Here is a 26,970-nt window from a genome sequence, read left to right as displayed (position 1 = left end):
TCCGAGACTTCGAGGTGCCCTCGTTCCGCCCTGCTGCTCGATAGCTCAGGGCTCAATGATGATCCCTCGTGCGTCCGAGACGTCGATTTCCCCCTCGTCGTTCCCGGCGATCGTGTTCCCTTGCACCACAGTGCCCCGCACATCTCCCGCCGCGAACAGGCCGAACCCGGTGTTCTCCTCGATGTCGTTGCCGATCACCCGGTTCGCCCGCGATCCGAGAATCGTCAACCCGTTCCCCAGATTCGACCGGATCCCGGTCCGGAAGTTCGGTGCCTCTCCTCCGAGAATTGTCCCCGACGTTCCCGGACCAAGCAGGACACCCCCGAGCCCGTTCCCGATCGGGTTCAGCTCCGAGGCTCCCGTCCCAATAAACGCATTGAACACCCGGTTCATGCGCGCCTTCCCGACGATTTCAACGCCGTAACCGAGATTCCCTGAGATCGTCATCCGAGGCTCAATCGACGGCTGAAATCCACCAATGGCATTCGAGTGAGCATGCCCGGAAATCCGAATGCCACTGCCGCCGTTCGGGATCGCCGCGTCGAGCCTCGTGTTCGTTCCCACCCCGGTATCGGTCACCTGGACCCCGGTCGCCCTTCCACTGATCTCGATCCCGTTGCCCGTGTTGCCACTGACAATCGAGGTTCGGATCAGGTTCGTTCCCCCGACGGAGGTCACCAGAATCCCGTTCCGACCGTTCGGCACCGCTCCGCCAAAGGCGGCGATACCGGCGAACGTGTTGAACGAAGTAAACCCACTCGCCCGATCACGTACCTCGATCCCATTCCAGGCATTCCCCGAGGTCACATTCCCAAGCGGAATCACCCCGCCCACCTGCGTGTTCCGCGAGTGACCGGAGACGAGAATGCCGTTGTGCCCATTGCCGACTCTCGTTGCATTGTCCGCGCCGATTCCCAGGAAGTTCGCGTGTACGGTCGTCTCTTTCGCATCCGTAATCCTCAAGCCATTCCGACCATTCCCACTGATCACGTTGTAGAAGACGAACGGACTGTTCTGGAACTCGCAACCGATCAACGAGTTCCCATGAGCCCCGACGATTGCCACGCCGTCGAGCCGGTTCCCAAGCGCCGACGACCCGCCGGCATCCGTCCCCACAAAATTCCCGCTCAGCGTGTTCCGGGTCGCCCCTCCGTTGATCAGGACACCATTGCCACGGTTTCCCGAGATGAGATTCCCTTGTGGAGGCCGTACAAACACCCCCGCCGTCGGGTCGTTTCCGCCCGTCGCCTCGCCACCGATCAGGTTCCCCGACGCCCCCCGCGTCACCAGGATTCCGTTCTGACCATTACCGAAGGCGACCGTCCCCGACACATCGGTCCCGATCTGATTCATCGCAATCACGTTGTCATGCGAACCGATGATGGCAATGCCATTCCCTCGGTTTCCGCTGATGACGTTCGACAACTGGAAACCGACGTTGACCGTCGATTGATACGAGAAGGTCCCCGATTCGGCGATCACGATCCCGATCACCTGGTTTCCGGCGACCGAGTTCGCACTGGTAATCCCACTCGAACCGGGATAGGACAGCGGCGTCCAGTCTCCCTGGCGGAACGTGCCGTCCGAGTTCCGCCGAATCGTGAGCCAGTACCCCTGTCCGTCATCTCCTGATCCCAGCGTTACCGCGTCGGCGCTGATCGTGTAAACGCCCGATTCCTCGCCGCTGATCCCCTCGAAGTGAGTCACAAGATCATCGCCGATCAGCCCGCTCGGCGGTTCGAAGGCAGTCCAGTTCGAAAGTATCCCCGTCTCAGCGTCGAAATCGACCAGATACCCCTGCGCGATCGTCACTGCCGATCCTGAACCCGGTGCCGAGTACCCTCCCGCGATCGTGTACCTCGACTCTCCGTTCTGCCAGATTCCATAGGCCGTGGTCGAAGTCGATCCCGGATAAACAAGGTCCGGCAAAAACACATCCTCTTCCAGATCGTACAGGAACGCGTGCCCGGTTCCGATCGGGAGATTCCCCTCCGGTCCATCGGCATTGCCGACGGCGAACCTCCCCATTGTGCTGTGCACATAATTGTACTGGGCACCGGGATAGGCGATCGTCCGGTAATTTCCCGCCTCGCCCAGGTCTCCGAGCGCCCCCTCGTACACAAACCCGAGAACCTGATCATTCCCGGTCCGGTAGCTCCCGACGAGCCGAATGTCCCCGTTCTCCAGCAACGCCGGCCCGTAGACACTCGTCGTGGCCGCTCCCGGCATGTTCACCGAGAAACTCGTCCCCCCCGCTCCTGAGATCGGCCCGATGTACAGCAGACCGTTCGAATCCGACGTTCCGGTGATCATAAATTCACCCGTAACACTCCAGGCGCGGATTCCCTGCCATCCCGAAACGGGCTGCATCCCGACACCCGTTGCATCAAAATACTCAACCCCGATCACCGGATCGACCTTGCCGATCAGATTCCCTCGTGAACCTGGGAGGATCCGAATCCCGTCCCCACTGTTGCCCCGGCCGGCCTTCCCGTCGGCGTCCAGCCCAATGAAGTTCCCGGCCACCGTCACTCCAGACGCCTGCAGCGTCACCCCTGCCCCCTCCGCTCCGATCAGCGCCATTGAGGTCAGTTCTGATCCGTCGGCACCACGACCGAAGACCAGCCCTCGCTGATGAGCGAAGTTCAGTGTCACCAATGGCGTCCCGTCAAATCCAGGAGCCGAGGTCCCATCAATCGTCACGGGATCGCTGACCACCGGAAGTGGAACCCGCCCGGCCCGGATTGTCCCCACAACCTCAAAGGTGATCGAGTCTGCCCCCTCGTGCTGGTTCGCCAGATGGATCGCACGGCGGAGCGACCCCTCGCCAAACGCATCAAGGTTCGTGACTGCGAATGTTGCCAGAAGCTGCCTGGCTTCCAGCATCTCAACCGAACGGATCTTCGATCGTCGGTCATCGCGCCGCGTTGCGCGCGCCCCGAACCGGACAGCCACGGAACGGAACCAGTTCTTGCGAACACGCTGAACCTTCATTCAGTTGAGCCCTGTTGCGAGTTCATGACCGGCGGATCGGATTGCTTGACGAGTCCGACCTTCGGACATCGCCGATGAGCTTCGGTCCCAAACGCGTTCCGTCATCCGATGGCCTGCTCGCGGAGGTATCCAGTGTCCGGATCGACGGTCTGATCGTGGTCCGAAGGGATGTTCGGGGGTCGAATCTCCAACCCCTTCGCACCCAGAAGCCCTCCGCCAATTCCGGAAGCCTCAGAGGACTCTAGAACACAGACCTTGAACACGCTCACAAAGCTGAGGGGCCGCAGACCCTCCCGTCCTTCGTGTTCAACTTCCTGGCCGAACATCGTTCCCAGCCTGGCCTGATGCGACCGCGAGAACTCCTGTCCACTCAGGCTTGAAGTGGACGTCGGCACCTTCAGGACTCCCGAACCAATCCTTTTGCGGCGAACCTCCGCTTCCGTCAGTGTCCGCCGTCGCAGCATGCCTGGATCTCAATGTGCCAGGAACACCCAGGAAGATGACGGCTCACGCGTGCAGATTAGAACGCTGGCCCTCGTTCCCTTTGCGCCGGATTGTCCTGAGTTCAACTCATTTTCTGTGACTGCCCGACCTCGTTTTCTCGATACTTTCAAACGTGGAAGTCGTTTTGATTGCAAACCTATTTCCAAGCGATCGCCACCCACCTTTGGCCCTCGCTCACTCCGGCGCTCCTTTCTCTCTTTGACAATCCAAACACAACCAGAACCGGCGTTCCTATAGTTGCGAGTCGCTCACCCCCTGACAGACGGCTCGCCTCGTTTGACCTCGTCCCTCCAATCGAAACGAAGCCAATCCGCATCAGACCGTTTGACGAAACGAACCGAAGCTCATCGACACAACTCCTGATTAAAGAACGCCTTTCCACATTTCTCCGTCTGCGAGAACCAGCGCACCAGAGTGCGCACCCGAGCGCACCAGGCCGCGCCCCGTCAATCCCTCATGCGACGAGAGCAGATCACGAAACAAATACCCATCCTCACCGTAACCTCAAACACAGTAAGGGTGATCGACAATTACCGGGAGCGCACCGAGCCGCGCATTCATTCGTCTCTCCCCAATCGAGCCCGGCAACCAGCGCGACGGAAAGGACCTCCATTCATGCCGCGTCGATCAGTCGTGGAAAAAGTCGACCACCGTGAAGGCCGAGGATTCGAGAAGCAGGTCCGGGGTCGTTGGGTCTCGGGAATCATTCGCCTTGACGCGATCGAGTGGGAATCATCGCCGAGCTCGCTCACGATCGTCAGGATCGAGGGCAGGTTGAGGCTCAAGCTGTTCGAGGTCGGGCGGCGAGGTGGGATCGACTCGTTGGCCGGTTTTCTTCCCGACCGGAGAGGCGTCTTCGATGACCCGATTCACCTGAGCGGAGACAAGCAAGACGAGGGCCGAGATCCAGAACCAGAACATCAACACCATCACTCCGCCCAGGGTCCCATAGGTTTCATTATAGTTGGCGAAATTCTGGACATAGGTTCGGAACCCGATCGTGGCGATCACAAAGACCATCGTGCCGAGAAGGCTGCCCGGAGTAATCCACTCCCATCGCGTGTCGGCGTCAGGTCCGAAGTAGAAGGCCATGGCAAAGCTGATCAACAGCATCATCACGATCAGCAGCCACCTCACCGTGGAAACGAGGAAGGCCGGCCCGCTGCCCAGACCAATTGCCTCAATGATCTGCGGCCAGGCGACAATCGACACCAGGGCGGCAATCAGAATGGTGGCCTGAACCAGGGTCAAGGCGATCGCCTGGAGCCTGAGTTTCCAGATCGGTCTCGATTCGGAAACCCCGTGCACCGCATTGAGCGAGTCCATGATTTCAAGAAACAACGCCGAGGATAGCCAGATTGTCACCAGCAAGCCAAAGGAGAGCAGATCAACCCGCCCCTGGTCCTGGATCTGCTCGATCTGTCCCTCGATCAATTTGACCGCTTCGGAAGGGAACGATTGCTCCAAAGTCCGCTCGAATTCCGAGACCGCCTGAATTCCCAGATTTTCTCCCTGCGAAAAGCGAGTTTCCGAGAGGTCCGGTAGCGCCTTGACGGTTAGCGTCAGGATCAAGGCCAGGAAGGGAACGAGGGCGAGCATGGCGTAGAAGGCAACAGCAGCCGCCCGGCTCATCAGGGAGTTTTTGGACATCTGACACCAGGTCCGCGACACCAGTTGCCTCAGTGTCAAGCCACCCAGATGGAACGCAGACCGTAATCGAACTGGGAACAAACTCACCGCCCTCCCTCCTCAGTCGTTTCCGCGGAACACGTCTTGAGAGGAGAAGCCGAGCAACTTCGGGACCAACACTGGAATCACCCTGTTATTCAAACAGCCGAGGCTGATCGATCAGGTCGAATGGTGGATCGGGCTCGGGAGCCTCAAGCCCCAGGTGCTCGTACGCACTCTCGGTGGCTCGACGCCCTCGGGGAGTCCGGACGATGAATTCGCGACGAAGCAGAAACGGCTCAACCTCGTCGGTCAGGGTGTCGATGGCAATGTTCATGGTCGCAGCCAGGGCCTCGACACCGGTCGGACCGCCCCGGAAGACCCGGATAAGCGTCTCGATGTAGCGACGATCCTGCCGATCGAGCCCCTCGACGTCCACCTCTTGCATGTCGAGCGCATCGACGGCGATCGGCCGGGTGATCTGACCATCGGCGCGGGCCACTGCGAAATCCCGGACCCATCGGAGCCGGGCATTGGCCAGCCTTGGGGTTCCTCGGCTGCGCCGGGCAAGTTCCTCGGCGGCATCAGGGGTGATGGTGGTCCGGAGTTTCCCGGCATTGATGGCGACAATCCTCGCCAGGTCCTCAACGTCGTAAAACTCCAGATGCTCATGCAGATGAAAGCGGTCTCGCAAGGGGCCGGAGAGCATCCCGCTCCGGGTCGTGGCCCCGATGATCGTAAACTTCTTCAGGGGAAGGTTGACCGTCCTGGCATTCATACCTTCGCCCAGGACGATATCGACCCGAAAGTCTTCCATCACCGGGTAGATGAACTCCTCAACCACCCGAGGAAGCCGGTGGATCTCGTCGATAAAGAGGATCGATCCGGCCGAGGCATTGGTCAAGTACGGCAAGATGTCGGCGTTCTTGGCCAGCGCCGGGCCGCTGGTCATGGCCAACTCCACCCCCAGCTCATTATGCAGAACGGTAGCGAAGGTCGTCTTGCCCAGACCGGGAGGCCCGTCGAACAGAATATGAGGCAAGGGCTCGCCGCGTTTCCGAGCGGCTTCGAGGGCGATCGAGAGCCGCTCGGCCACCGATCGCTGACCGATCACTTCCCGAAGGGACTGCGGGCGGAGCTTCTCGTCCATCCCTTCGACCGGAGCGGGAACGCGGTCGTCTCGGACCTCGCGATGGCGGGGGGCGTCGTCGTCAGGAGGCCCTCCGCCGGTGATGATCGGCTCCCTTGCACTCATCAATCCGCTCCTTCCCTTATGAGTCATCGCGTCGGAGATCCAGGGTCAGGTTCCGGGGGTCTCGTTCTGGTAGATGGCCATGAGCATGGCATCGACCGTCTTGTACTTTTTCTTACCGGAAAGGACCTGGTCGATCAGGTGACGGGCCTGGGCCTCAGAGTGACCCACCGAGAGCAAGGCGTGATAGGTGTCTCGGATCACGTCGGGTTCGGCGTTCGAAACCTCGCCATTGGATTCCTGTGGGCCGACGGCAGAGGGATCATCGGCTGCGGGTCCGACCATCAGGGCAAACTTGCTCACCTTGCGCCGGAGCTTGGCGACGATTCGCTCGGCCGTCGCCTCGCCAATGCCGGGAAAGGTCGCCAGCGTGCGAACGTCCTGGTCCTGGATCATCCTCGCCAGCTCTCGCACAGGCCGGACCATCGCCCTCAGAGCCTTGCGCACGCCGACCCCATCGACCGAGCAGAAGACGTCGAAAAACTCGCGATCGACGGGAGACAGGAAGCCGATGAGCCTCGGCCGCATCCGGCCCGACATCTGGTTCCCTTCAATGTCGAAGACCGTGTGCAGGACCACCGGCTCCTCCAGCTTTGCCTGGAGCTGCCGGCGGGCATACTCGGGGATGAGTACTTCGAGGTCCAGGAAAGGTTCGACCACGAGGATGCAGGACTCCTCGGCCACCGACCGCAATCTACCCCGGATCTGCGTAATCATTGCGATTCGCCCGCCTTGCTCGGTCGAGGGTCCAGACCCACCAATCGTACAATTTGTACACCATCATGCCCGATCCGGATCGTCACGACAAGTGCGTCCTGCTCGGTTTCTTCCGACGGGAAGCAGATGTCCGAATCATCTCGGGAGGTCGCTCGATCCAAAGCCTCGGTCACCGCGATCGGTGGCGTCGAGTTCATCAACCTCGATCGGATCGGCCAGGCGAACCGTCTGGAGGAGCAACTGGGCGATCGCCTTCCCGTAAGGAATGCGGATGGTCGCGGCTTCGAGCGCTCGGTTGACAGCCGGAACATTCCCCTGGGCCACGGCCTCGAAGACCGGACCGTGGTTGAGGTTGGTGACGACGATCAGTAATTCCCCCGTGTAGGGTTCGTCGATCACCCCTCCCATCGTTTTCAGGCCCGAGGAGGCCCGGCCGCTCTTGTCCCAGACGAGGGAGACGAGGGCCTCGGGACCTCCCGGAATCGAGTCGGGCTGGATGGCGATGCCGGTCGGGACCTTGAGCACCTGACCGGGGCGGATCACCACGTCATCGATCGCAAAAAGGTCGAGCCCGGCATCTCGGGGATGATGACGTGAGGGAAGGATGGCACGGTCGAGCAGGCGACGGACCCGGAGTTGCACGCGGAGACCTCCGTCATCGAGCATCAAGGCCGGTCGGGTTGACCGACCGGAGGCTGGGTCTACAACACCTTCTCATTCATCGACACGACCGGATACCGACATGCAACTTCCCAGGAGATGCGTATGATGGCCGAATCGCAAACCGTACTGATCACGGGAGGATCCGGCGGCATCGGCTCGGCCCTGGCCCGGATGCTCGTCGATCGAGGAGACCGGGTTGTCCTGTTTGCCCGCAACCAAGACCGGCTGCAGCGTCTTGCCGACGATCTGGGGGGAGAGAACGTGGCTTTGGCAGTGGCCGGAGATTCGGGCAACGCCGAAGATCTCGATCGGGCCGTTTCTGCTGCGGTCGAACAGTTCGGACGGCTCGATGGCCTGGCCCACTGCATTGGTTCGGTCGTGATCAAGCCGCTTCACCTGCTGCGGCTGGAGGAGTTTGATCAGGCGGTTCACGTGAATCTGCGAACTGCTTTCCTCGCCGTCAAGGCGGCACTGAAGCCCATGCGGTCGCAGAATTCCGGCTCGATCGTCCTGTTCAGCACGGTGGCGGTTAAGCAAGGCATCAACAACCATGAAGGAATTGCGGCGGCCAAGGCAGGAATCGAGGGCCTGGTCCGGGCGGGGGCCGTCTCGTACGCTCGATCGAACATTCGCTTCAACGCTGTTGCGCCGGGATTGACCGAGACGGGGTTGACTGCCTCATTACTCCAGAACGAGGCGTCCCGGAAGTTCAGCGCCGCGATGCACCCACTCGGCCGGGTCGGTCAGCCCGAAGAACCGGCCGCAGTGGCGGCCTTCCTGCTCGGTCCGCAGACAAGCTGGGTGACGGGACAGGTCTGGGGCGTGGATGGCGGCCTCGGCGCGGGGACTCCTCCCCCTCGGGCCAGCAGTGGTGGATAATTCGTTTTTGGGCCAATCCCGTTCGAGCTTCTCCCCTGTTGAGTCGGCAGTCGTGATCGATTCCAGAACGCTCCTGATGGTTCTTGATTCCATCTTCTTGCTGAGCATGACGGCCTGGCTTGGGGCCATCCTGTTTTTCTCGTTCGGAATTGCACCGATCATCTTCAAGGTTCTGGACGCCAGTCAGGCCGCTCGATTCGTCCGGGCGATCTTTCCGCGATATTACGCCTGGGGAGCGACCAGCGCGATTCTCGCCCTGGCCTCCTTCACCAGTGGCGTCCTGGTCCGTCCGGAATATCGAGGGACCTGGGCCCTGGTCCAGATTGTTCTCATCCTCTCAGGGGTATTGATTAACTTTTATTGTGGCAATGTCCTGACTCCCCAGATCAATGCAGCCCGAGATGCCGGCCCCGAGCAGTCGAACCGATTCGATCAACTTCATCTGCGAAGCGTTTGGCTCAATGGGTTGATGCTCCTGGTGGGGGTTGTCCTGCTCGGTGCCCACGCGTTTCGGCCCGACCCCCGAGGGCCAGGGGTTTCCGAACCGACCCCCACTGAGCGGGCCCGGCGAAGTGTCGAGCGATGGCAAGAGCGTTCGGAACGATGGGATCGAGAACAGATAGTCCCAAACCCCTCCCCCGAACAGACGAACGACCCATGAGTCAGCGTTTCGGTTCTCATCAGCGGGTTCTGGAATTCCCGAGGCCCGCCAACGTAGACTCAACAGGAAGCGTTACTTCCAGGGCCGATCGCCGAGATGCGTCTCGAACCGGCCTCCGACGTGCCGGGGATGTTCCCGCGATGAAGGCCGAACCTTCCACCCGTCCCAGTGTGACCCGCCGCATTCGGTCCGATCGTCTGATCGAGGCGCTTGAGCCTTACCGGCGCATCGTGCTCGTCTCGCATGTAAATCCCGACCCCGATGCCCTGGCCTCGATGCTCGGACTCCGAGCCCTGCTCGAACACCGACGGCCTGACGCGGAGGTGACGCTCACCCTCGACGGGATGCTCGCCAGGGCTGAGAACCGGGCCATGGTCGAGTACCTCGACATCCCCCTGGTGCCCGTGGACGATGCGCCAAGGGGTCCTGAGGTGGCTGTGATTATGGTCGATACCCAGCCGCACACCGGACGCCGAGCAAGCGAGTCGATCACTCCCACCGCCGTGCTGGACCATCATGAAACGGGGGGCGACCTCGACGGCGTCGTCTTCCGAGACATTCGCCCGGAGATGGGGGCGACCTCGACCATGGTGACCAGCTACCTGCTTGAACAGGGGGTTCCTCTCACCGAACGGCTCGCTACCGCCTTGTTCTACGGGATCGAGTCGGAAAGCGTCGGCTATCCCCGGGAAGCTGGTCCCACCGACGATGGTGCATTGGTTTGGCTCTTTCCCCGAGCCGACAAAGATTTGATGGCCCGCATCCGAAACCCCAGACTGCCCGAAAGCTATTTCGCAACCGCCCAGCATGCCCTTGCAAACGCATTTTTGTATGATGATCTTTTGTTTTGTTGGTGCGGTGAGGTTCCTCAACCCGACATCATTGCCGAGCTGGCCGACTTCTTCATCCGGTTCGACCAGGCCCACTGGGTCGTTGCGATTGGCCAGTTTCGCGACCAGCTCCGACTCTCTGCCCGCACCGACACGCTGAACGCCCATAGCGGAGAGATGCTCAGGATGGTCGTCGATGGTCTGGGAACCGCAGGTGGTCACGACAAACGGGCCGGCGGCGCCATTCCTCTGAGCGACCACAGTCCTGACGCCATGAACGCCCTGCTCCGCCTTCTTCGCCAGCGATTGCTCGATCAGCTTCATCTCACGGATGCCTCTGGCCGCCGGCTGCTTCAGACCTGCCCCGTCATCCAGATCCCCTGATCCTCGGGCACACCCCGCTTCTGAACGTTTGATCGAACGCAATACGATGGCGGCTCGCTCCCGGAGCTCCCACTTCGTGAGGCCTCAAGACGAAGGCGTTCGTGAGGAAACTTCGCGCCTGGGTAACCGAATTACCGCGAGCCGCCTTCGAGTCTGAATTGACCGAGTCTGAATTGAGTCTCGGTCGTCGCAGCGTCGAAGGGGTCTTGAATTCGACCCCGTTGACAGAGACGCGTCCGAGTGTCAGTGTAAGTGGACCCAGGTCTGAGACAGAGTCTCAATATCCCTCCTCCCTTTTCCTTCCCTGAAGAGGCCCCCCTTGATGTTCGGCCGACGGACTCGCACAGGCTTTACACTGATCGAATTGTTGGTGGTAATTGCGATTATCGGGGTCTTGATTGCCCTGCTTCTGCCGGCTGTGCAAAGTGCCCGAGAGGCGGCCCGGCGCATGAAGTGCTCGAACAACTTGAAGCAACTGGGTCTCGGTCTCCACAACTATGAAGGGGTCAACGGAGTATTTCCGCCTGCCTTGATCCTCGCGGGAACGGGGAACTCTGTGTCCTGGTTCGGCGGCTGGAGCGTTCATGGGCGAATCCTGCCCTACATGGAGCAGGGACCGATGTTCGACGCGATTAACTTTGCCACGTCGTATTCCCACCCACAGAACCTGACGGTCACAGCGCAAATGCTCGAGGTTTTCCTCTGCCCGAGCGAGGTCAACACCGAGGTCTCGACCCACAGTTTCGGCCTGGCAGGGACGACAAATTATGGGTTCGCGATGGGTGATTGGTACGTCTGGGGAGGCTTTCAGGGCGCGGAGAATCGAGCCGCATTTTCTGTGAATCGCAGTCGACCGATCTCCGCATTTCGGGACGGACTGACCCAGACGATCATGGCTTCTGAGGTCAAGACCTATCAACGCTACTATCGAGATTGTGGCGGCCTGACAGGCGTTAACGATGCAAACGGCAGCTACCTTCCGAACACCGATCCTCTGTCCCTGGTTCCTGAATACAGTGGTTCATGCGGGAACCTGCACTCTAGTGGACACACAGAATGGGTCGATGGCCATGTCCATCAAACGGGCTTCACCACCGCCTGGCCCCCCAACCGGCGGATCATGAGCAGTGATGGCCAGCATGACCTCGATATCAATGGCCAACGCGAAGTCCGAGGGGGACCGACCTTCGCCGCAATCACCAGCCGCTCCTGGCACCCTGGTGGGGTCAATGCCCTTCTCGGTGATGGTTCCGTCCGATTCATCAAAGAAACCGTCGATGGCCTCGTCTGGCGGGGACTGGGTACGATTCGGGGCGGTGAGGTGCTTAGCGCAGACGATTATTGAGAGACGGACTCGGTCGCGGGTTGACCGGCGATTCGATCCGCTTCGCGATCAGAAGGAATTCGATCAGGGCACCTTGACCTCGGCTCAAGGCCCCGGATAATAGAAAAGGGTTGAGGCATTCAGGTCTTAACGCTCTTTGAAAAATCGGGGGCGATCTAGGTTCGACCGGATTGCTGAGGTGTCTGGCTGCATGCCGAGGTTGGTCGGCTGGCCTCGTAAAAAGCCGATCAAAACATTAGCTGCCAACAACACTGTTGGTTCCTACAGCCTCGCCGCCTGACCGCGGTACGCTGCGTTGCGTCATGACTTCGTCCACGGGTCATGGCCGACGTCGATACAGTGGGCTCGCTTGATTCAACCGCCCGTTGAGAATCAAGTTAAACTCATGATGGGCTAAGCCGAACGAGACCCTGTCGTTTGGGGCTCCAAGGCCGACAATTCAAGAAACGACTACGCATGTAGACGCCTTCACTGACGGATCTCGGGACGCGGGTGCAATTCCCGCCGCCTCCACTTCGCTGTAACCTGCCACCTGGCGACAGGTTACGCCAGAAGACGACGCAAGCCCCGGCCCCGCCGGGGCTTGTTCGTTTTCCGGGTCGTCGCCCCCTCCGGCGTCGCCGACACCCGGCGACAGCTCGTGCCCCGGAGCGCCGCCCCGATTGCAGACATAGTGCAGACACCCGGCAACCGATGGGAGCGGCGAGGGGAGGTTGCCCAGGGCCTCCGCCCGGTCCTCCATGCCGATGTGGGTGTACTTCGCCGTCTGACGGATGTCGGCGTGCCGGGCCAGCTCCTTCGCCTCCATGATCGAGGCGCCCGAGCGGACCAGCCCAGTGATGTGACTGTGCCGCCCGGCGGCGTGGAAGTCGGCGATCCCCTCGTGCGTCTCGTACGGGATGCCCGCCCGCTCCAGGTCCTTCTTGACCATCAGCCAGGTCTTCTTCCGCTCGATCCGCGGGAAGAGGGGCTCGTCCGGGGCCAGGTCCCGCACCCACTCGCGCACCAATGATGCAAGCTCGGGGTGCAGCGGCAGCACGTCCCGACGGCGGTGCTTCGAGCAGGCCGCCTCGACCGTGACGGTCGGCTGGGCCTCGTCGAGCCGGAACGAGCGCGGCGTCAGGCTGCCGATCTCCTGCCGCCTCAGGCCGGTGAAGAAGCTGACGAGGTAGGCCCGCGCCCGGGTCTCCCCGTCATAGCCCTGGATCGTCTCGCCCCCGGATCGGGCCGACTCGACCAGGCGGGAGACCTCCTCGGTCGAGAGCGCGCGCCGCCGGTGCCGGACGTCGGTCTCGGCGTTCAGCCGCTCCATGCCGACCAGCGGGTTCGCCGGCAGCCGCTTCGTCGCCGCCAGCCACCGGCCGAAGGCGTCGGCCGCCTGGAGGTAGTGGTTGTACGTCCTGGCCCCCAGATCCTCGGCCTCGCGGGCGGCGTTCAGCCACCCGACCACCTTCTCCCCGTCCAGCTCGGCGAGGGTGCGGAAGCCGCAGCCCTCGACCACCCGGCGGACGCGGGTCATGGTCAGCCGCCGGTGCTTGGCCGTGTTGTTGGCGAGCGAGCGGTCGAAGGCCTCGAGGTGGCCCTCGATCGGCGACTGCTGGACGGCCAGCAGCCGCTCCTGGGCGGGGTCGATCATCCCCCGCTTGCGGAGCATGGCCTCGTTCTCGAGCTTGGCGGCGAGCTGCTCGGTCAGGCCCTTGTCGGTGAACCCCTTGGCCGTGACCCGCCTGCCTTCGTGGTCGAAATACTGGATGTAGTAGGGCCGGTTCTTCTTCCCCTTGTCCCGGCTCAGCTTGAAGATCGAGGCCATCGGGCCGTCTCCTAGTGAAGAAGCGGGGGCGGTCTACCGCCCCCTGATTCTACGTTCAGCATCCGGGCCGCGCCAGGTCAGTCCTCGGGGCACCCGCGCTCGATCCAGGCGGCGACCTCCTCCAGCCGCCAGCGCGTGCTGCGCCCGATCCGCACCGGCTCGGGCAGCTTGCCGGCGGACAGGAGCCGCCAGAGGGTGCGTTCGCTGACCCGCATCAGCTCCGCCAGCTCCCCGGCGGTGATCAGCCGCGGCGCCGTGTCTGTGCTCATCGGTCCCTCCCTTCGCCCGGCTCCTTCGGCGTCGCGGGCTGCCGGGAGAGCGTCCGCCCCAGCGTGCTCCCAGGCGGGGCCGCCTCGCGCCACCCCCGCTCCAGCTCGCCGACGATCCGATCGAGCTCCCCCGGGCCGACCGGCGGCGGGTCGGGGGGAGAAAGACCCGGCTCCTCGGCCAGGAGGCGACAGGCCTCGGCCATCCGGGCGTCATGGGTCGCGGCGGCCTCCTCGCCGAGTTCGCGGGCCCGCCCGGCGGCCTCGTCCGCCGCCCATTCCTCGAGCAGCCGCTCCAGCCGGCCGGGCATGTGGTCTCGTCCTTCGGGCATCTCACACCTCCCGCACGGGTTCGGGCTTGTCCAGTTCCTCGCGGCAGATGCGGTAGAACTCCCGCGTCGCCTCGATCCGCTCCTCCTCGCGCAACACCGCCTGGATGACGAAGGCGCAGCGGCGGGCGATGCGGACGCAGAGGCGATGCACGGCCGGGTCGGCCGATTCGCATTCGACGAACATGGTCGGCTCCTCGGTGATGGGCGGACTCCGACGGCCCGCCCGGGGTCGCTTAACGAATGACTTGGGGATCCCGCTCATCGGCGTCGTCTCGCCGGCATCAACTCGATCATCGCCTGGGCGATCCCCGCGGCGGCCCGGGGGTGCCGGGCCGCCAGGTAGAACCCGCCCGCGGGGACGAGGACGGCCAGGACGATCAGCCCCCGGATCGCCAGCGAGAGGCCCCGGGCGGTCTCCTCGGCCAGGGGCCGGACGGCGGTCTCCGCCACCGTCCCGGCCAGCCGGTTCGTCCCGTCCAGGAACGCCTCGGGCTTGGCGAGGAAGGCGGCGAGGGTTGTCCCGACCGCGAGGGCCCCCTTGTTGCGCCAGATGAACTCCATCGCCGGGTCGCCGTGGCGGGCGATCACGGCCATCAGCTCGTCCCCGCGGCCGATGGCGGCGAGGTCCCCCCCGTCGGCCATCATCGCGAGCCGCCGCCCGCCCCGGGGCGAGACGGTGGACAGGGCCTTCACGGCGGGCCCGCCGAGCCGCTCGATCACCGGCTCCGCCAGACCCTTGTGGCGGACGAGCGCCTCGGCGGCGTCGTCGCCGTACGCGGCGAACAGGCGCCTGCCCCCGGGGCGTCCGAGCACCCAGACGGCCGCGTCCTCGCCATGCCTGGCGAGCAGTCGGTAGGCGTCCGGGGCCATCTCTCCGGCCTCGTCGGCCAGGGTCAACGCCTTCGGCCCGACCCGGCGCACGGCCGCGATGGCGTCGTCGCCGTGCTTCGCGCCGGCGGAGGCGATCCGCCCCGCCAGCGTCTCGGTCCCCTCGCGGGCCGCCGCGCGGCCGAACTTCTTCACGACGTATTCCGCGGCCTCGCGGGCCGCCTTCGCCCTCAGGTCGGCGTGGGCCTGCCCCGCCGGGATCGCGGCCAGGGCCGCGGCGATCGCCAGGTATCGGAGGCTCCTCACTGCGCACCCCCTTCCAGGATCAGGCCCCGGAGCGCGGCCTTTCGCAGCCGGGATCGCAGGTCGTCGACGCGTCGCAGCTGGTGTCGGAGGCCCAGGCCGCCGCCCGCCTCGATGGACCGGGCCGACTCCCGGGCCGCCTCGCGCTCCGCCGCGTCCCAGGACAGGCGGGCGCCCCACCTGGCATCCCTGTAGCGCGACCACTCGAGCGCATCGCCTTCGAGGATCAGCGTCCCCAGCCGTTCGAGCGACTCTTGCACCTTGGCGGCGATCTCCCCCTCCGGGTCGTATCCGGCCTTCCGGATCACCCAATCGAGGGCCATGTCGACGAGGATGGCGGCGACCAGGCCGACCCCGAAGGTCACCGCCCCGGAGGAGGCTCCGGCCCCCAGGATGCCGCCCGAGACGCCCATCCGGGTCGCCAGCGAGACGCCGAGGTCCGCCAGGATCCGGGCCGCGATCTCCGAGCCCACGAACGCCGCCATCTCGCGCGTGACGGTCACCCCGACGTCGCGGGAGACGACGGGCAGGATGCGCTCGAGCATCGCCTCGTACTGCGCCCGGAACGCCTCCTCGCTGTCCAGGGCGGGGAGGTAGCCGTCGCCGGCGATCGCGTCGTCGGCCAGGTCGGCGCGGAGGTCGACCAGGAGCCGATTCTCCGCGCCCTGCACCTCGGTGACATACCGGGCGATGGAGGACTCGACCACGGCACGAAGCTCGTCGCCCCGGAACAGGTGGCGCTCGAAGCACCCCGCGATGTACTCCTCGTGGGTGCCTTTGTGGAAGTAGTCGGAGAGGTAGGCCCACTTCCCGCGCAGGGAGAGGACGTCCGAGGCGAAGGCCCGCGCGTGCGCCGCCCGGTCGTCGAGGAACCGCTCGACCTCGCCCGTCGCGGCCTCGACTTCCCCCCGCGTCTCCTCCTCGGCCTGCTGCAGCCGGGGGGCGACCTGCCACCATGCCCGGAGCCGGATCGGGTCGTGACGCAGCACGAAATGGTGGGCCGCCGCGGTGAGGGCCAGGCCGCACAGGACTCCGAGGGTGAGGGAGGCCGGCCTTCGCCGCGCCAGCCCCGCGATCTGACTCTTGAATCTCGACATGGTTCCGTCTCCTGGATTGGGGATCTTCCGATGGGGTCGCGTCCCGCCCGCGCCCGGTGCGCGGACCTTCCACGCCTCCCCGTCCCGCGGGCCTCCCGCCGGACGGGGATCGTCCGAAATACCGGCGGATCCCGATGGGCACCGCCGGGGTGTTCATGCGTCGGTTCGGGACCGATCAGCCGCGATCGGGCCCCCTGTCCCGGGGCTCGGAGGCGGACCGGGCCTCCGCCTGCCGCTCCCGGGCCTCCAGGGCGGAGGCCTGCCCGTCGCCCCGCTCGTCCTCGGGGTCGCGGGCGGCGGTCCGCCGGTCCTGGGCGACCTCGCCCGGGGTCTTGGTGCCGTAGATGCCATACTCGGGCGGCTGGGCCGCGTTCGACTCGGGATACACGGCGGCACGCAGCTCGCGGAGCCCCTGCCGCCACATGGCCGAGGCGTGCCCGGCGCCCAACTTGGGATTCGCGTCGTCTCGGGACATCGTCGCTCCTCGTCGTCAGATCTCGTCGTCGTCCCTCAGCCGGCGGAACCGTTCCGCGCGTTCCTTGTACTCGAGCAGCAGGTCGTTCAGGTCGAGCATCTCCTCCCGCTCGATGAGGGTGGTCGTCAGCACCGACAGCGCCAGGCTGCCGGAGGCGAGCATCAGGTAGACGCCCAGGGGCACGCTGAGCGGGCTGAGGAGGAAACCCAGGAGGAGGACGAGGAGCGGCTCGTCGACCTGCTTGACCTCGGTCTCGCTCTTCCGCGTCACCCAGCGCATCAGCCGGGGGTACCCCGAGTACCGCGAGTGGCTGCGGGGCAGCTTGCCGTAATTCCGGAGGACCTCGAACCGGTTCCTCACGCACATCGCGAAGAACAGCGCCATGAAGGCCAGCATCGGGGCGGGGTCGTGCTCCTGCCACATCGCCGCGTAGAACAACAGCAGGATCAGGGCCGCCACGCTCTGGGCGCCCGCGTATCGCACCCCCATCCGGGTGTGCAGGAAGACCTCGACCGTGAAGGCGAGCACGCGCGGGATGATCATGAGCTCCGCGAACGTCGGCCGGCCGTCCTGGGCCGACTGGGGATCCGTTCCGTTCAATGGTGCACCTCCGATCCACTCGAGAAGTCCGATTCGTCGATCGCATGATTGCCCGGTCCGGTTGGGGGGGGTCAAGGGCCCTGCCGGAAGGTCCGTCGGAGCCACGACCGGCCGTTCCAGCGGAACCGCCTGCCGCCCTGGAAGACGATCCCGTCCACCTCTCCGCCGTGGGCATACCCGCCCCGACGGAGCGACGTGAAGACGCTCGGCTGCAGGTCGAACTCGTATGACTCGGACATGCCGGCGCTGACCGTGGGCGGCGGGCGCAACCGGGGGAAGCCGAAAGGGTCGCCCGCCTGGTAGCTGTTGCCGCCGTTGAGGAAGAACTGACGGGTCCGGCCGACCAGCGACGACGCCCACTCGTTGGTGGCCGGGTCGCCGTTGGCGTGGAAGATCTTGGTGTTGAGGTTGGCCAGCAGGGAGTCGGCCTCCGCCTTGCCCCGCTCGCCGCCGCCGAGCGCCGCGTAGAAGTTCGGCAGGTTCTGGCTCAGCAGCACCGTCGCCACGCGGGAGCTGCGGGCCGTCGTCTGGAACTGCATGTCATAGGAGGTCACGAAGTTCTGGGCCTCGTCGGCCCAGAAGAAGGCCGGCCGCGGGCTCGAGGCCGCGTCGCGCCGCTCGATCGAGCGCTGGAAGACATACTTCCAGAGCACCTGCGCGAAGGCGCCCACCTCGGCGAACTCCTTGACGGGCAGGTCGATCACCAGCACCTTGCCCGACTCGACGACCTCGGGGCCCACGTTCGTCTCGCCGCAGAAGAGCTCCCGGAGGATGCCCCGGTTGAGGACGTCGATCATGCTGGTGAAGGTCGAGACGATGACCGAGCGTGTCTTCTCCGAGAGGGCCGGGTACTCGAGCATCAGGTAGTCCGCCACGATCTCGTAGTCGCTGCGCTGCCCCGGCGTCTTGTCCCGCTCGTCGGCCCGCTTGAGGCAGGAGTAGCAGAACGACTCCCGCTTCCACTCGGGCGAGACGGCCTGCCCGGGGGACGTCGGGGCGGACACGACCAGCCTGTACAGGTCCGGGATCGAGAGCCCGCCGCCGGAGAGGACCAGCAGGTCGACCAGGTTCCGCATCAGCTGCCGCATCGCCCGCCTCCAGTACCCCTCGTCTTCGCGCCCGCCTCCGCCGCCGCCGCCGCGCTCGGCGACCTCCAGCACCGTCGAGAGCAGATTGACGATGTTCTCGGTGAGGCCCGCCCCGACGCCGCGCCTCCGGAGCTCGTGGTCGATGAAGTTGAACCTCAGGGGCCTGCCCGGCCCGAAGGCGAGCAGGTCGCCCTCCCGCCCGGCCTCGCGGCAGTAAGACTCCCAGACGGCCCGCTCGTCGGGCTTGGCCGTGAGCACCAGGCCCCCGAACCCGGCCCGGAGGAAGGCCAGCGCCAGCGCCCGGCCACTCCCCGAGGACTTGCCGCTGCCGGTCGCGCCCAGCACGAGCGTCCCCTCGCAGGCGTCCCCGATCGTCCACGGGTCTGATTCGGAGAGGTCCAGGAGCGTCTCGGAGAGGTCCCAGGGCCGCCGAGCCACCGGCGTCGGCGATCGTCTTCGCCACATGCGCCAGCCCCCCGTCACCCCGCCTGGTCCTTGAGCATCTTGGCGAAGGTGGCGGCCTCGATGCCCTGGGTCCTCGCCTTGCGGGCCTTGGCCAGGACCTCCTCCAGGGCCTCGATGAACGCCTCGAGGTCGATCCCACCCCCGACGACGGAGACCGTGCGCCCGCCCCCAAGACGCGCCGTGATGCGCGAGGGGCCCGCCGCCGCGACCCCGCCCGGCGTGGGTTTCCTCCGCCGCGACCTGAGGGAGCCGCTCAGCGCGTCGCGCGTCAGGCGGCCCGAGGCGACGTCGGCGGCCAGGCTCGCCTGAGCGCCCGGGTCCTCCACGCGGGCAAGCTCGCTCGCGGCGCTCAGGGAGATGTCGCCGCGGTGGACCTGCTCGCGGATCGGCTCGGGGAGCTCCAGCAGGGAGAGCAGCCGGGAGACGGTGGCGTTGGAGAAGCCGAGCTTCTCGGCGACCGTCGAGGCGTTCCAGCCGGTCAGCCCCATCAGCCTGTCGATCGCCTCGGCCTTCTCCAGGGGCGTGTTCTCCACCCGGTGCGCGTTGGCGACCAGGCCCTTGCGGATCATCTCCCCCTCGCCGAGGGGCTCCTCCTCGACGAGGGCCGGGATGGACTTCCTGCCGAGCTTCATCAGTGCGACAATGCGGTGATAGCCGTCGGCCGGCAGGTACTTCTCCCCCCGGCGTGTGAGCCGGGGCGGGTAGAGCAGCCCGACCTCGCGGATCGACTGCATGAGGCCCTCCAGCCTCTCCTCGTCGATGGACTTGCGCAGCAGCGGGACCAGCTCGATCTCCGCCAGGGGGATTTCCGCGATCTGTTCGATCGTCATCGGCTGTCTCTCCGGGAGTGTCCGGGTCGACGGGCGACGCCCCATGACGCCGCGACCGCCACGGAAATCCTAGTAGGAACAGGGGTTACAGGCACCGCACGCTGCCCGAAAACTGGCCGAAAGCTGGGCTCAATCCCGCACCCGATGAGGAGGGCAAGGTCCGTGGAGGAGGAAAATCGGGCGGCCGGGAATCGGGGCCGATACCGGGTCAAGACGGATGTGCTGAAGTCGCTGCGGGCCCGGAAGGGATGGAGGGTCGCCGACCTGGCGAGGGAGGCGAGGCGATCGCGGAGGACGATCGAGAACTGCGAGGGTGGCAGGTTTGTCTACCTGCACACCATCGCGAGCCTTGCGAATGCGCTCGGCGTCGGCGTGGGCGACCTGATCGAGGATGGGCAGGTCGCCGGGGACTCCGAAGGACCGCCCCGGAGGCTCGGCGGGATCGAGATCACGGTCAGGCTCCACATCCCCTACGAGGACTTCGACGAGGCGGACGGGCTGGCCAGCTTCCTCGAGGCCCTCGTCGGGAGGCTGACTATGGTGAAGGGTGAGGTGCAAGTGGGCGACGTGCGCGAGGGGAGCGTCGAGATCGACCTCCGCTTCACCGAGGAGCAGGATGGGAGGAGGCTGGTCCGGATGTATTGCGGGATGCGGCTGGGCGGCCTGGGCATCGATGGACTGGTCGTGCCGAGCTACGAGGGGATCGGTGCGGATATCAGCGGGGCCCTGACGGGCCTCGTCGGCGGGAGCAGGATGGAGGTGAATCGCCAGCTGCTCATGGTCACTCGACTCCGGGAGTGGGTCGACGGCGGGCGGGCGGGCTCGCATGCCGTGACGCTCTGGGGTCGCGACGGGAAGGGGACGCGATTCACCGTGACGCGCGATGCCGCGAGTGACAGGTGGTCGATGCGGGTGGCCAGCCTGGCACGATCGAGAAGACCGGTTTGAGAGATCTCATGCATTTTATTAAATTTTACCTGTCTAGTTAATCGATTGTTTAATAATTACATTATATTAATTTTATGTTTGCGTGACGCAATACCATATTACGTCTCCTCTAGTGGGGTCGCCTATGATTAAGATGATGGCCAGAAAGTCCTTTATGGATCAGACGTCGTTTTGCATACTATGAACGAGCGGAATATGCATATTAAGAACTTGCTATCATTATGTTTCACGTGTATTATAATATGATGTGATTTTTATAACACACAAATACAGGTTTGGTTTTGTAATGGATATGGCGAGGGAAATATGCTGGTAAGATCGATTGCTCTTGCATTATGCATTACATTTATATCTGGCATTTCCCATGCTTGCGATAGAGCAACCCCGGGCGTGGAGCTGTTCGATCCGGACGGCAATCCTAGTACCAAACCGTATTGCGGGGTTTGTCCTGCTTCAGGGCCTAGTGACCCAGCTAATTGCTCGTGCCCGGCAGGTCAGGAGCCCGTTGCACGCAGGAGAGTTCACAGGATCTATGGCACGCCAAGGTCATACACCTTTGTCAACTGTATAAATAAGTGCGCTGAAGGCGAGACGCGTAATCAGATGGGTCATTGCGCAGCGCCAGGCGAGAACACTGAGTGTGGCGGAACTGGGAGAGTAAGGATACAGGCGGGAGGACGGGAGGGGAGGAATCGTTGGGTATGTGTTTGTCCGACCGGAACGAAAGATGTACCGGATCGTAGCGCAAGAACCGGCCGCAGTTGTGTTCCATGTGAAAACCCCAACTGCCGTGGAGAAAGACCTGATTGTCCGCGGGGAACGAAAAGAGAATATTACCCAGATGGCCAATCACTTTGTGTGGCATGCTCCAACCACTTGGACCCAGCGTGCCGTGGAGAGTTGCCGGCAACATCGTCTGGTGATCCAGCAAATCCAGGCCTACCCTCTGGTAATACAACAGGTCAACGAAGTCGAGATGGCTCCTCTGGTGATCCAACAAATCCAGGCCTACCCTCTGGTAATCCAACAGATCCAGGCCTACCCCCTGGTGATCCAACAGCAAGAAGCCGAGATATTGATAACCCATGCACTGTACCTGTAACCAATCGGGGAGTTAGCCCTGTTCAGCGGAATCTAAATAAACGAAAAAGCAAATCGAGGGTCACCTCGAGGCCATCGCCCAATAGCACGCAAAAAACACGGCCATCTCGCCCATCAAGACCAACGCCGGTCACCGGCGGCGCGAGCTCAGGCACGCCCGGTTCCACATCCCTCGGCTTACCGCATCGGTGACCATCACCAGCGCCTCGGGCATCCGCCAGACGCCACCGTGGAATACTGCTTATGGCACCGCTACACGAATACTGCGACTGGCCGAGTGCACAACCAACTCTCCCAACGCCATAGCAGCCTGCAATACGGGCAAGAGCAATCCGCGTTCCTGCACTCGGCGGATAGCTCCTTCAACGCCGGCACGTAACCGGCACCTGCCCGACCATGGCGAGCTCTACGTGATGTGGGTCAACCGGGCGGCCCATCGGCAACTTCCTGCTAGGCGGTCAAAAATACTGGTCTTCCTCTGAATTTTCCTTCCAAAGAGCGCGGGTGATCCGCTTCAGTGACGGCGTCCATGACAACGAATGGAAGGATGTGAGCGACCTCGTCCGGTGTGCCCGGAGATGATAACGGCCCGTTCGTCTTATGACTGTGAGTTCCGCGACGTTCTTCACCTGAGCCGCTGACCTGAAACGCGAAGACGTGTGCCGCTCAATACAAATGAAAGATAAAGGACGTTATCTTTCATATGGTGCGTTCGCGCCGTCGGCTGCATTGCAACGCAATTCGCTTAATTGAATTGAACGAAAATAGATTATATTGTAATATATCATATTGCGAGGTATCATGGAGAAGGTCAACGTTACAGTGCGGATGGACAAGGACGCGGTCGCCCAGTTGGATGAATTCGCAAAGTCGGACGATCGCGACCGCTCCTACCTGATCAAGCAGGCCGTCGACAGCTACATCCGAATGAGGAAGTGGCAGATCGAGGATATCAAGAAGGCGGTCGCCGAGGCCGACGCTGGGGACTTTGCCTCCGAGGGTGAGGTTGAGATGATGTTTCAAGAGCTAACCCGGTGAAGATCCGCTGGCTGCGGGGCGCCATCCAGTCTCTGCGAGCAATACACGCCCACATCGCGATCGACAGTCCGGAGGCCACCGGGCGGGTCGTCCGGAAGATACAATCCGCGGAAAGGCGACTGCTCCTCTTCCCAAGCTCCGGACGGCAGGGACATGTGGCCGGAACCATGGAATTGGTCATCCCGGATCTCCCATACGTCGTGGTCTATCGCATCGAAGGCGAAACGCTGGATATTCTGCGCGTCGTCCATACGTCGATGGACTGGCCGGAGCACTTGTCATAAAGCCCCGACCGGTTTCTGCTCGGGAGCCGCAAATGATTCTTGCCACAATGGACGAAACGGGCTAGACTTAGCTAAGCCAAGGAGAACATCATGGAAATCGCGAACATCCACGAAGCCAAGTCCCGCCTCTCGAAGCTCATCGAGCATGCCCTGAGCGGCGAGGAGGTCATCATCGCCAAGGCTGGGCAGCCGATGGTTCGCCTCGTCCCCATCCGGCCCGACGAGAGCCCCCGCAAGGGAGGCCAGTGGAAGGGCAAGGTCCAAATCGCCGAGGACTTCGACGCCTTGCCCGACGACATCGCCACCGCGTTCGGGATGGACACAGAATGACCCTCCTGCTCGACACCCACGTCTTCCTCTGGTGGCTCGACGATCCGAACCTGCTGGCCAAGCCGGCCCGCAAGGCCGTCGGCGACGGCAAGAATCCGGTCTATGTCAGCGCGGCCGTCGCCTGGGAGATCGCGATCAAGCGATCGCTGGGCAAGCTCGACGCCCCGGAGGACCTCGAGGGCGCGATGGCGGCCAACCGCTTCCTCCCCCTGCCGGTGACCATCCCTCACGCCCTGTCGGTCGCAACGCTCCCCGACCATCACCGCGACCCGTTCGACCGCCTCCTGATCGCCCAGGCACGCCACGAGGGATTTCGGCTGGTCAGCCGCGATCCCGTCCTGAAGCAGTATGACGTCCCCCTCCTCGAAGCCTGAGCAGGGCGTCATCGAATCGGTGATGTCGGGTGACCTCGCCTCGGGTCGCGACGGCCGGCACATGGTCATCCCGCACATCCTCGCCTCCGCCGGCGAGGACGCGATCACCCGATTCGCCGAGTATTTCACGGCCCACATCCGCAACGCGAACACGCGGAGAGCCTACTTCCGCAACGCCCTCGCCTTCCTCCGCTGGTGCGAGGGACGCGGCATCTGCTCACTGAAGGACATCCGCCCCATGACGGTCGCGGCCTACGTCGAGTCTCTGGGCCAGTCGCACGCGAAGCCGACCGTCAAGCAACACCTTGCCACCATCCGCATGCTCTTCGACTGGCTGGTCACCGGCCAGGTCGTCCCCACCAACCCGGCGCACGCCGTCCGCGGCCCGAAGCACGTCGTCACCCGGGGGAAGACACCCGTCCTCGTGGTCGAGGAGACGCGGGCCATCCTCGATGGCATCGGGACGGCAAGCGTCGTCGCGCTGAGGGACCGCGCCCTCATCGCCGCGATGTTCTTCACCTTCGCCAGGGTCGGGGCCGTAGTCACCATGGCCGTAGAGGACTACTATCCCCAGGGCAAGCGCATGTGGCTCCGCCTCCAGGAGAAGGGCGGCAAGGTGCACGAGATGCCCGCTCATCACACGCTCGAGGAGTTCCTCGACGCCTATGTCGCCGAGGCCGGGATCGCGTCGGACCGCCGCGGGCCACTGTTCCGGACGGCGACCCGCAGGGGCGATGCCCTCACGACCAACCCGATGCTCCCGGCCGACGTCTGGCGGATGATCCGGAGGCGGGCGGCGAAGGCGGGGATCGGCACGCCGATCGGCTGCCACAGCTTCAGGGCCACCGGGATCACCAACTACCTGGAGAACGCCGGCACGCTGGAGAAGGCGCAGCAGATGGCCGCGCACGCCAGCCCGCGGACGACCAAGCTCTACGATCGCACCGATGATCGGGTCACCCTCGATGAGGTCGAGAAGATCCGACTCTGACTCGATTCGAGAGCGCGGTCCTGATTGGCTGATTTCTTATCGACCGTTCTGCTTGAGAGGGGAAATCGCCTTGTGATTGGTCGGCTTACCCTTGGGCATAATCGGAGGACGCTTGGGGGAGGTTGTCGGGTTTATTGGCAGAGGCGGCTTCTCAGGAACCACTTGGCCATCGGGCAATCGAATGTATGTCGGACCATCACGGCCCGCGTGCGCGGGTGTCGACGAGACAACGAATAGTGCAACAATTGCAACAACTTGATAACGCATACTTACCTTATAAATTTTGGAAAATTAACATTGCGTTGATCTGCATTTGCGGCTGCAGATGCTCCGGACCTTCGCCGGGCCGAGGTAGACGGCCCGCCAGCCAGTGGGCGATTAAGCTCTACGATCGCACCGATGACCGGGTCACCCTCGACCAGGTCGAATAGAACCGGCTCTGGGGGCCCGTCGGCAGGCCGGGTTGCTCCCGGGGCTCGCTCACGCTGCCGTCCCGGGCGGACCGGCTGCGCCGCCCTCCCGCCCCCTCCTGCGCCCCGATACCGGGACCGACCTGTCCCGAAGGGCGCCGCCCTCTTCGTCAAGGGCGCTCCCTCCGCAGCTTCCGTGTCGCTGCGCTCCGTGTGCAGCCGCTGCGCCCGACCCTGTGACGAATTCACCCATTCTATGGGCACGGACCGGTGCCGCCGTTGGCCTGGCGAATGTCGCGCGTGCCGACATTCCCGACCAACAGGCCCTCCGCATCAGGAGACCGGACCATGCAGATCGTCCACGGCACCTCCCGCACCGAGAAGATCGCCTTCACCTCCAAGCCCGACGCCGCGACCCGCAGGGCCCTCGCCGAGGCCGGCTGGCGCTACAACGGTTTCCACTGGTGGCGGAACGTCAACGAGACGGTCATCCGGAAGCCCAAGGAGCTGTCCGCCCTGCTGGCCCCGATCGGCGAGGCCGGGGCCGTCACCGCCTGACCCGACCCGGGGCAGGGATGCCCCCAATCCCATCGATCACCATCCATCGACCGCACACCGAGAACGACGAGCGAACGAGGAGCATCATGATGACGACCATCACCCCGAACCCGACCCCAGGCCTCTCCCGAGACGAACTGCGCCGCCTCGCCCCGAGCGTCTTCGCCGACCGCCCGTGGCGCGGCATGTCTCCCCGCTACCGCATGGTCCCCACGATCGACGTGGTGGACATCCTCGGCGAGCGCGGGTTCTTCCCCGTGCGGGCCTCCCAGTCACGCAGCCGGAGCCCCGACAAGGGGGCGTTCACGCGGCACCTGCTCCGATTCCGGCGGGAAGCCGACATCGGCCGCCGCGATCCCTGGGAGGAGGTGCCGGAGCTGGTGCTCACCAACTCCCACGACGGCAGCTCCGCCTATCGGTTCATGGCCGGCGTCTTCCGGCTGGTCTGCGGCAACGGCCTCACCGTCCAGTCCGCCGACTTCGGCAGCGTCAGCGTCCGTCACGCGGGGGGCTTTCCTTCCGCGATCAGGTCGCCGAGGCCACCCGACGGATCGCCGGGGAGACCCCCCAGACCCTCGAAACGATCCGTCGTTGGAAGCAGATCGAGCTGTCGCCGGGCCAGCGCCTGGGTTTCGCCGAGGCCGCCTGGGGGCTGAAGCCGAACCCGAGCATCCGGCCCTCGCACCTGCTCATCCCCCGCCGCCTGGACGATGACCGGCCCGACCTCTGGCACACCCTGAACCGCGTGCAGGAGAACCTCATCAAGGGCGACCTGCGCTCCAGGAACGCCTCAGGGCGACGGATCCGCACGCGGCCGATCCGATCCGTCGACGGGGACATCAGGATCAATCGGGGCCTCTGGAGCCTGGCCGAGGGGCTCGACCGCTGACGAGGAGGGGCAGGAGTCGGAGCGGGCGAGGAGCGCGGGGTCGATGGCCAGGGACG

29 protein-coding genes, 1 other RNA gene and 1 pseudogene are annotated in these 26,970 nt (G+C 64.1%); 15 read left to right on the top strand and 16 right to left on the bottom strand.

Annotated elements, in window-relative coordinates; translation table 11 throughout:
• Positions 1-45 precede the first annotated feature (45 nt).
• The 6 genes from HG800_RS04205 to HG800_RS04180 form a co-directional block, all read right to left on the bottom strand.
• Positions 46-2,994 carry a right-handed parallel beta-helix repeat-containing protein gene (locus HG800_RS04205; RefSeq protein ID WP_169974063.1) on the bottom strand — a complete coding sequence of 983 codons (2,949 nt, stop codon included), beginning with the start codon at positions 2,992-2,994 and terminating at the stop codon, positions 46-48.
• A 101-nt stretch (positions 2,995-3,095) separates the two neighbouring features.
• Entirely contained in the window at positions 3,096-3,389 is a 294-nt protein-coding gene (locus tag HG800_RS04200; protein WP_169974061.1) for a hypothetical protein, read from the bottom strand.
• An 841-nt stretch (positions 3,390-4,230) separates the two neighbouring features.
• Positions 4,231-5,235: a YihY/virulence factor BrkB family protein gene (locus HG800_RS04195; RefSeq protein WP_169974060.1), complete on the bottom strand. Its 1,005-nt coding sequence runs from the start codon at positions 5,233-5,235 to the stop codon at positions 4,231-4,233.
• 85 nt (positions 5,236-5,320) lie between these two features.
• Positions 5,321-6,421: a Holliday junction branch migration DNA helicase RuvB gene (gene ruvB / locus HG800_RS04190; RefSeq protein WP_169974058.1), complete on the bottom strand. Its 1,101-nt coding sequence runs from the start codon at positions 6,419-6,421 to the stop codon at positions 5,321-5,323.
• 45 nt (positions 6,422-6,466) lie between these two features.
• Positions 6,467-7,135 carry a Holliday junction branch migration protein RuvA gene (gene ruvA / locus HG800_RS04185; protein WP_169974056.1) on the bottom strand — a complete coding sequence of 223 codons (669 nt, stop codon included), beginning with the start codon at positions 7,133-7,135 and terminating at the stop codon, positions 6,467-6,469.
• Positions 7,136-7,270: 135 nt separating this feature from the next.
• On the bottom strand, positions 7,271-7,801 hold the full coding sequence (locus tag HG800_RS04180; protein ID WP_169974054.1) for a dUTP diphosphatase: 531 nt from the start codon (positions 7,799-7,801) through the stop codon (positions 7,271-7,273).
• A gap of 99 nt (positions 7,802-7,900) precedes the next feature.
• Between HG800_RS04180 and HG800_RS04175 the strand changes: the two genes are divergently transcribed.
• The 5 genes from HG800_RS04175 to ssrA all read left to right on the top strand — a co-directional run bounded on the left by HG800_RS04175 (position 7,901) and on the right by ssrA (position 12,413).
• Positions 7,901-8,677, top strand: coding sequence for an SDR family NAD(P)-dependent oxidoreductase (locus HG800_RS04175; protein ID WP_169974052.1), 777 nt, complete (start codon positions 7,901-7,903; stop codon positions 8,675-8,677).
• 52 nt (positions 8,678-8,729) lie between these two features.
• Positions 8,730-9,338, top strand: coding sequence for a DUF4149 domain-containing protein (locus tag HG800_RS04170; protein ID WP_169974050.1), 609 nt, complete (start codon positions 8,730-8,732; stop codon positions 9,336-9,338).
• 140 nt (positions 9,339-9,478) lie between these two features.
• Positions 9,479-10,552 (top strand): DHH family phosphoesterase, encoded by a 1,074-nt coding sequence (locus tag HG800_RS04165; protein ID WP_169974048.1) that lies wholly within the window; start codon positions 9,479-9,481, stop codon positions 10,550-10,552.
• Positions 10,553-10,874: 322 nt separating this feature from the next.
• Positions 10,875-11,897 (top strand): DUF1559 domain-containing protein, encoded by a 1,023-nt coding sequence (locus tag HG800_RS04160; protein ID WP_169974046.1) that lies wholly within the window; start codon positions 10,875-10,877, stop codon positions 11,895-11,897.
• A gap of 146 nt (positions 11,898-12,043) precedes the next feature.
• Positions 12,044-12,413: a transfer-messenger RNA gene (ssrA, locus tag HG800_RS04155) on the top strand.
• Between the two features lie 286 nt (positions 12,414-12,699).
• Here the strand turns inward: ssrA and HG800_RS28380 are convergent.
• The 10 genes and pseudogenes from HG800_RS28380 to HG800_RS04105 all read right to left on the bottom strand — a co-directional run.
• Positions 12,700-13,209 (bottom strand): annotated as a pseudogene (locus HG800_RS28380) (tyrosine-type recombinase/integrase); the annotation flags it as partial.
• Between the two features lie 575 nt (positions 13,210-13,784).
• Positions 13,785-13,976 (bottom strand): helix-turn-helix transcriptional regulator, encoded by a 192-nt coding sequence (locus HG800_RS04145; protein ID WP_169974044.1) that lies wholly within the window; start codon positions 13,974-13,976, stop codon positions 13,785-13,787.
• Positions 13,973-14,305: a hypothetical protein gene (locus HG800_RS04140; RefSeq protein ID WP_169974042.1), complete on the bottom strand. Its 333-nt coding sequence runs from the start codon at positions 14,303-14,305 to the stop codon at positions 13,973-13,975. The genes HG800_RS04145 and HG800_RS04140 overlap by 4 nt, the downstream gene beginning before the upstream one ends.
• 1 nt (position 14,306) lies before the next feature.
• Positions 14,307-14,489: a hypothetical protein gene (locus HG800_RS04135; RefSeq protein WP_169974040.1), complete on the bottom strand. Its 183-nt coding sequence runs from the start codon at positions 14,487-14,489 to the stop codon at positions 14,307-14,309.
• 74 nt (positions 14,490-14,563) lie between these two features.
• On the bottom strand, positions 14,564-15,439 hold the full coding sequence (locus HG800_RS04130; protein ID WP_169974038.1) for a hypothetical protein: 876 nt from the start codon (positions 15,437-15,439) through the stop codon (positions 14,564-14,566).
• Positions 15,436-16,533, bottom strand: coding sequence for a hypothetical protein (locus HG800_RS04125; protein ID WP_169974036.1), 1,098 nt, complete (start codon positions 16,531-16,533; stop codon positions 15,436-15,438). The genes HG800_RS04130 and HG800_RS04125 overlap by 4 nt, the downstream gene beginning before the upstream one ends.
• A gap of 175 nt (positions 16,534-16,708) precedes the next feature.
• On the bottom strand, positions 16,709-17,008 hold the full coding sequence (locus HG800_RS04120; protein ID WP_169974034.1) for a hypothetical protein: 300 nt from the start codon (positions 17,006-17,008) through the stop codon (positions 16,709-16,711).
• Positions 17,009-17,023: 15 nt separating this feature from the next.
• Positions 17,024-17,608: a hypothetical protein gene (locus HG800_RS04115; protein ID WP_169974032.1), complete on the bottom strand. Its 585-nt coding sequence runs from the start codon at positions 17,606-17,608 to the stop codon at positions 17,024-17,026.
• Between the two features lie 71 nt (positions 17,609-17,679).
• A complete protein-coding gene (locus HG800_RS04110) occupies positions 17,680-19,161 on the bottom strand; it encodes a type IV secretory system conjugative DNA transfer family protein (RefSeq protein WP_169974030.1) in 1,482 nt (493 codons plus the stop codon).
• A gap of 14 nt (positions 19,162-19,175) precedes the next feature.
• Positions 19,176-19,991: a ParB/RepB/Spo0J family partition protein gene (locus tag HG800_RS04105; protein WP_169974028.1), complete on the bottom strand. Its 816-nt coding sequence runs from the start codon at positions 19,989-19,991 to the stop codon at positions 19,176-19,178.
• A gap of 219 nt (positions 19,992-20,210) precedes the next feature.
• Between HG800_RS04105 and HG800_RS04100 the strand changes: the two genes are divergently transcribed.
• From HG800_RS04100 to HG800_RS28375, 10 genes are all read left to right on the top strand, one after another.
• Positions 20,211-20,939 carry a helix-turn-helix domain-containing protein gene (locus tag HG800_RS04100; protein ID WP_169974026.1) on the top strand — a complete coding sequence of 243 codons (729 nt, stop codon included), beginning with the start codon at positions 20,211-20,213 and terminating at the stop codon, positions 20,937-20,939.
• A gap of 727 nt (positions 20,940-21,666) precedes the next feature.
• On the top strand, positions 21,667-22,041 hold the full coding sequence (locus HG800_RS04095; RefSeq protein ID WP_169974024.1) for a hypothetical protein: 375 nt from the start codon (positions 21,667-21,669) through the stop codon (positions 22,039-22,041).
• An 800-nt stretch (positions 22,042-22,841) separates the two neighbouring features.
• Positions 22,842-23,078 carry a CopG family ribbon-helix-helix protein gene (locus tag HG800_RS04090; protein WP_169974022.1) on the top strand — a complete coding sequence of 79 codons (237 nt, stop codon included), beginning with the start codon at positions 22,842-22,844 and terminating at the stop codon, positions 23,076-23,078.
• Positions 23,075-23,362: a type II toxin-antitoxin system RelE/ParE family toxin gene (locus HG800_RS04085; protein WP_169974020.1), complete on the top strand. Its 288-nt coding sequence runs from the start codon at positions 23,075-23,077 to the stop codon at positions 23,360-23,362. The genes HG800_RS04090 and HG800_RS04085 overlap by 4 nt, the downstream gene beginning before the upstream one ends.
• Before the next feature lie 90 nt (positions 23,363-23,452).
• Positions 23,453-23,692, top strand: a complete 240-nt coding sequence (locus HG800_RS04080) for a type II toxin-antitoxin system Phd/YefM family antitoxin (protein ID WP_169974018.1) — start codon at positions 23,453-23,455, stop codon at positions 23,690-23,692.
• A complete protein-coding gene (locus tag HG800_RS04075) occupies positions 23,689-24,066 on the top strand; it encodes a type II toxin-antitoxin system VapC family toxin (RefSeq protein WP_169974016.1) in 378 nt (125 codons plus the stop codon). The genes HG800_RS04080 and HG800_RS04075 overlap by 4 nt, the downstream gene beginning before the upstream one ends.
• A gap of 22 nt (positions 24,067-24,088) precedes the next feature.
• Positions 24,089-25,057 carry a tyrosine-type recombinase/integrase gene (locus HG800_RS04070; RefSeq protein ID WP_169974014.1) on the top strand — a complete coding sequence of 323 codons (969 nt, stop codon included), beginning with the start codon at positions 24,089-24,091 and terminating at the stop codon, positions 25,055-25,057.
• A gap of 758 nt (positions 25,058-25,815) precedes the next feature.
• Positions 25,816-26,025, top strand: coding sequence for a hypothetical protein (locus tag HG800_RS04065; protein WP_169974012.1), 210 nt, complete (start codon positions 25,816-25,818; stop codon positions 26,023-26,025).
• Positions 26,026-26,111: 86 nt separating this feature from the next.
• Positions 26,112-26,681 (top strand): DUF932 domain-containing protein, encoded by a 570-nt coding sequence (locus HG800_RS04060; RefSeq protein WP_235963244.1) that lies wholly within the window; start codon positions 26,112-26,114, stop codon positions 26,679-26,681.
• Positions 26,576-26,914, top strand: coding sequence for a DUF932 domain-containing protein (locus tag HG800_RS28375; RefSeq protein WP_390622616.1), 339 nt, complete (start codon positions 26,576-26,578; stop codon positions 26,912-26,914). The genes HG800_RS04060 and HG800_RS28375 overlap by 106 nt, the downstream gene beginning before the upstream one ends.
• Positions 26,915-26,970 lie beyond the last annotated feature (56 nt).

This window comes from Tautonia rosea, from assembly GCF_012958305.1.
GTDB lineage: Bacteria > Planctomycetota > Planctomycetia > Isosphaerales > Isosphaeraceae > Tautonia > Tautonia rosea.
Note: the sequence above shows the minus strand (reverse complement) of the source record. Positions and strands in the feature narration are given on the sequence as shown.